We start from the raw sequence: 5,108 nt of genomic DNA, 5'->3' as shown, positions 1-5,108 counted from the left end.
GAAAGCGTGCGTATTGCCTGAAAACACAACCCGCTACGGGGGAGACTTACCCGAAATCTGATTTATTCAACAAAGCCGAACAGGAGGGACAGCTGATAGAAACAGAAGCCACTGGAGCACCTCAAAAGTAAGCGTCGTCTCAGCACCGTCTGGCAGATCCTGATATTCCTGAGAGGATAGTGGACACCAAATATGGTGGACGCTATCCATGAAATCATTAACCGCAGTGCGTAAAAAAAGCCCTAATTATCCCGTTGAGTTCAAAATCAAAATGGTTGAACTCTCGCATCGACCAGAGATCTCCGTAGCGCAACTCGCTCGTGAGCATGGGATCAACGATAATTTGCTGTTCAAGTGGCGCCAGTACTGGCGCGAAGGAAAACTACGTCCTCCTTCAACAACAGAAAACAACGTGCCTGAGCTGCTCCCGATAACACTTGATGCCGAAGATGTTGTCCCTGCAACCTCCCCCCGGTCACAACCTGTAGCTGCTGCGGCACCTGAATCACTCAATATCAGCTGTGAAGTGACGTTCCGGCACGGATCACTCCGTCTGAATGGTGCCATCAGCGAAAATATCCTGAACCTGCTGATACGGGAGCTCAAACGTTGATCCCATTACCATCAGGGACAAAGATCTGGCTGGTCGCTGGCATCACCGATATGAGAAACGGCTTCAACGGCCTGGCGGCAAAGGTGCAGACGACGCTGAAAGACGATCCGATGTCAGGTCACGTTTTTATCTTCCGTGGGCGTAATGGCAGTCAGGTAAAGCTCCTCTGGTCTACCGGCGATGGACTGTGTCTGCTGACCAAACGGCTGGAGCGCGGCCGCTTCGCCTGGCCGTCAGCCCGGGATGGCAACGTGTTCCTCACACCGGCACAGCTGGCGATGCTCCTTGAAGGTATCGACTGGCGGCAGCCTAAAAGACTGCTTACGTCACTGACTATGTTGTAGGCCTCTTTATCCTGGTCGACGCTGAATGAGCCTGGTAATATACCCGGTATGAACAGCTCACGTCCTGACGATATCGATGAACTGAAACGTCTCCTTGCCGAACAGGAGGCGCTGAACCATGCCCTGCAGGAAAAGCTGAACGAGCGTGAACGCGAAATAGATCACCTGCAGGCGCAACTGGATAAGCTGCGCCGGATGAACTTCGGCAGCCGCTCCGAAAAAGTCTCCCGCCGTATCGCTCAGATGGAAGCCGACCTTAACCAGTTGCAGAAAGAAAGCGATACCCTTACCGGCCGGGTGGATGACCCGGCCGTGCAGCGCCCGCTGCGGCAGACCCGTACCCGCAAACCGTTCCCTGAATCACTTCCCCGTGACGAAAAACGGCTGCTGCCGGCAGCGTCATGCTGCCCGGAATGTGGTGGTGCGCTGAGTTACCTGGGTGAAGATGCCGCCGAACAGCTGGAGCTGATGCGCAGCGCCTTCCGGGTTATCCGGACAGTACGTGAAAAGCATGCCTGTACTCAGTGCGATGCCATCGTGCAGGCCCCCGCGCCTTCACGGCCCATCGAGCGGGGTATCGCAGGACCGGGGCTGCTGGCCCGCGTGCTGAGTTCAAAGTATGCAGAGCACACCCCGCTGTACCGCCAGTCTGAAATATACGGCCGCCAGGGTGTGGAGCTGAGCCGCTCACTGCTGTCGGGCTGGGTGGATGCGTGTTGCCGGCTACTGTCACCGCTGGAAGGGGCGCTTCAGGACTATGTGCTGACTGACGGTAAGCTCCATGCTGATGACACGCCTGTCCCGGTGCTGTTGCCAGGTAATAAGAAAACGAAGACCGGGCGGTTATGGACCTACGTTCGTGACGACCGTAACGCCGGGTCAGAGCTGGCGCCGGCAGTGTGGTTCGCTTACAGCCCGGACAGAAAAGGTATCCACCCGCAGAGCCATCTCGCTGGCTTCAGCGGAGTTCTGCAGGCGGATGCGTACGCCGGGTTCAACGAACTGTACCGCAATGGACAGATAACGGAAGCTGCCTGCTGGGCTCATGCCCGCCGCAGGATCCACGATGTGCACGTTCGCACCCCGTCAGCGCTGACGGAGGAAGCCCTGAAACGGATCGGTGAGTTATATGCCATCGAGGCGGAAATAAGGGGGATGCCGGCGAAGCGACGCCTTGCAGAACGTCAGCAAAAAGCTAAACCGCGGCTGAAATCCCTGGAAAGCTGGCTGCGTGAAAAGGTGAAAACGCTGTCGCGACACTCAGAACTGGCGAAAGCGTTCACGTACGTACTGAACCAGTGGCCGGCGCTGGCTTACTATACTGACGACGGCTGGGCCGAGGCAGATAACAACATAGCTGAGAATGCGCTACGGATGGTCAGCCTGGGCCGCAAAAACTACCTGTTCTTCGGTTCGGATCATGGAGGAGAGCGGGGAGCGCTGCTGTACAGCCTGATCGGGACATGCAAACTGAACGGAGTGGAGCCAGAAAGCTACCTCCGTTATGTCCTTGACGTCATTGCTGACTGGCCGATAAACCGGGTCAGCGAACTACTCCCCTGGCGCGTAGCACTGCCAACTGAATAACACATCCCCGTCAATACGGTTCTCGCTGCACGCTTACTTTTGTTGTGACAGATTTGAAAGAACTGAATATCTGAAAAGTTCATAAGTGACCAGCGCTCAGAAACATGTTGCTGAGTGCTGGTGTTTCTCTCAGTAAAATCTATATGTCGTCCAGATGATTACGCATAAAGCTTACCATGGCTTTTTCACTGGCAAGATATCCACGGATATAACGAAAGACCATCTTTGGATCAGACCAGTTCCCCATCTCTGTAATCTTTTCCAGGGAGTACCCGGCCTTAAATAGCTCTATGGCTCCCCCCACACGCACACTGTGTCCTGTCCATGTCCGGTACCGCCCGGACTGTCGGTTACTGTCGCTGACCTTCCCGGCAATCCCCCAGAGGCGTGCAAATGCCTGGTTCAGTGAATTAGAGGACAGCATACCAACATCTTCCCGTGATACCTTTGACTCATTCTGTAACTGCGTCAGTAACCCCTCACTGAATCCTGCTTTGACCAGCATCCTGTCTATGGATTTACCCCGGGATAGCTTACTGCTGGTGGACGGGAAATATCGGTTCGTATGGATGTTTACAGGCTGAAAAAGAAAACGGTGCCCGAAGGTTTCAGTATCGGTGTATTCCACCGTCTCAATCAACCGTCTGACATGCTGACTGCATTGTGGTGAGAGCTGAAATGTCAGGTTACTTGAAAGGCTTGTCTTGGTCCGCATGACGTCCAGAAGGTAACAGGACGTGTCATTTTGCCATTTAAGATCGCCGGTTTTAATTCTTCGAATTTCCACGTTACGCAGCAGAGTTTCAAACCCAACCCATATCATTGCAAGGTCCCGTATGTCTCTCAGGTCGTCGCTTTTATGCAGCGACCGGCGAAGAATATTGAGATCGGATATAAGAAATGGAAGGGCCTGACCGGTGACGATTTTTTTCTCATTCTCCCGCGCCCGCCATACCTGAACCAGTGCTTTTATCAGAACGTTGCGGAAGTCTGGAAAACCCAGGCTGCTGTTTACGCTTGAAAGGCATGCAATAAAATGAGAGATGGTCGCCATTTTAACGGATCCATTCAGCCCATTAATATAGCGCTCGACATCAACCGCTGTGACGGGGAAGGGGGTCAGACCGTGCCTGGCGCACCATGTAGACCAGACACTCGTGACCCTTAACTGACTTCTGGCTGTATTGTACCGGCGAAACCGCAACAGCTTGAGTGCATCCAGAGCGCTCATGTCATTGGTTCGTGAGATAGCAACCAGTTTGGTTTTATCTGTCATGGGAAGATCTCATGTCTTTTCACTGATACTGTTTTTATAACCAGTATAATAACATTGTTTTTTTCAAATCCAGGCAGAACGGGAAATTAATCGAATTGCTTCTCTTGCCTGTGCGTGGAACTTCGTTTACTGTTTTCGAAAATAGACAGTGTTTGGCTTTGTTGAATAAATCAGATTTCGGGTAAGTCTCCCCCGTAGCGGGTTGTGTTTTCAGGCAATACGCACGCTTTCAGGCATACCTGCTTTCGTCATTTTGTTCAGCGCTCGTACCAGGGCCATAGCCTCCGCAACCTGACCATCGTAGTCACGCAGTGTCAGTGAACCTCCGAACAGCTGTTTTACCCGGTACATCGCCGTTTCCGCTATCGAGCGACGGTTATAATCTGTTGTCCATTTCCACCGCGCATTACTCCCGGTCAGCCGCTGATTAGCCACTGCACGGTTACGGTCTGCATATTCACCGGGCCAGTAACCCGCGCCTTTTCGGGGCGGGATAAGCGCGCTGATTTTCTTACGCCGCAGTTCATCGTGACATAGCCGGGTATCGTAAGCGCCATCGGCGGCGGCTGACCTGATTTTCCGGTGGGTTTGCCGGATTAACCCGGGGAAGGCCTCTGAGTCCGTAAAATTGTTCAGCGACAGGTCTGCACAGATGATTTCATGTATGTTGCTGTCAACTGCCAGATGCAACTTTCGCCATATACGACGGCGTTCCTGGCCATGCTTTTTGACTTTCCATTCGCCTTCACCAAAGACCTTCAGCCCGGTGGAATCAATCACCAGATGCGCGATTTCACCCCGGGTGGGCGTTTTGAAACTGACATTAACCGACTTTGCCCGCCTGCTGACACAGCTGTAATCCGGGCAGCGTAGCGGAACGTTCATCAGAGAAAAAATGGAATCAATAAAGCCCTGCGCAGCGCGCAGGGTCAGCCTGAATACGCGTTTAATGACCAGCACAGTCGTGATGGCAAGGTCAGAATAGCGCTGAGGTCTTCCCCGTGATGAAGGCGTTGCCGACTCATACCAGGCCTGAATAGCTTCATCATCCAGCCAGAAAGTTATGGAGCCACGGTTGATGAGGGCTTTATTGTAGGTGGGCCAGTTGGTGATTTTGAACTTTTGCTTTGCCACGGAACGGTCTGCGTTGTCGGGAAGATGCGTGATCTGATCCTTCAACTCAGCAAAAGTTCGATTTATTCAACAAAGCCGCGTGGCGCCTTTCTGCGCATCAATCAACACCTGACGTGCGGCCTGGGGAGATAATTGTTCGATGGGCTTTCCCCCG

The 5,108-nt window shown here is 53.2% G+C and carries 5 protein-coding genes; 3 read left to right on the top strand and 2 right to left on the bottom strand.

Annotation, left to right across the window (positions count from 1 at the left end; genetic code table 11):
* Window positions 1–208 precede the first annotated feature (208 nt).
* From K5R89_RS26550 to K5R89_RS26540, 3 genes are read left to right on the top strand one after another with little or no spacing between them, the layout of a single operon-like run.
* Window positions 209–613, top strand: a complete 405-nt coding sequence (locus tag K5R89_RS26550) for a transposase (protein WP_003031976.1) — start codon at window positions 209–211, stop codon at window positions 611–613.
* Complete coding sequence (tnpB, locus tag K5R89_RS26545) at window positions 610–957, top strand: IS66 family insertion sequence element accessory protein TnpB (protein ID WP_044715322.1); 348 nt, start codon at window positions 610–612, stop codon at window positions 955–957. The genes K5R89_RS26550 and tnpB overlap by 4 nt, the downstream gene beginning before the upstream one ends.
* A 48-nt stretch (window positions 958–1,005) precedes the next feature.
* The gene (locus K5R89_RS26540) at window positions 1,006–2,544 is read left to right on the top strand and encodes an IS66-like element ISKpn24 family transposase (RefSeq protein ID WP_131091224.1); all 1,539 of its coding nucleotides are present in this window, start codon (window positions 1,006–1,008) and stop codon (window positions 2,542–2,544) included.
* A gap of 139 nt (window positions 2,545–2,683) precedes the next feature.
* On the opposite strand, the gene K5R89_RS26535 is transcribed toward K5R89_RS26540, so the two are convergent.
* On the bottom strand, window positions 2,684–3,820 hold the full coding sequence (locus tag K5R89_RS26535) for a tyrosine-type recombinase/integrase (protein ID WP_064175113.1): 1,137 nt from the start codon (window positions 3,818–3,820) through the stop codon (window positions 2,684–2,686).
* 210 nt (window positions 3,821–4,030) lie between these two features.
* Window positions 4,031–4,999: an IS5-like element IS903B family transposase gene (locus tag K5R89_RS26530; protein ID WP_221853875.1), complete on the bottom strand. Its 969-nt coding sequence runs from the start codon at window positions 4,997–4,999 to the stop codon at window positions 4,031–4,033.
* Window positions 5,000–5,108: the final 109 nt, after the last annotated feature.

The sequence above is a fragment of the Klebsiella sp. TF21-TM genome, assembly GCF_019753495.1.
In the GTDB taxonomy this organism is placed as follows: domain Bacteria; phylum Pseudomonadota; class Gammaproteobacteria; order Enterobacterales; family Enterobacteriaceae; genus Klebsiella; species Klebsiella quasipneumoniae.
This window is presented reverse-complemented; position numbering and strand designations above follow the sequence as displayed.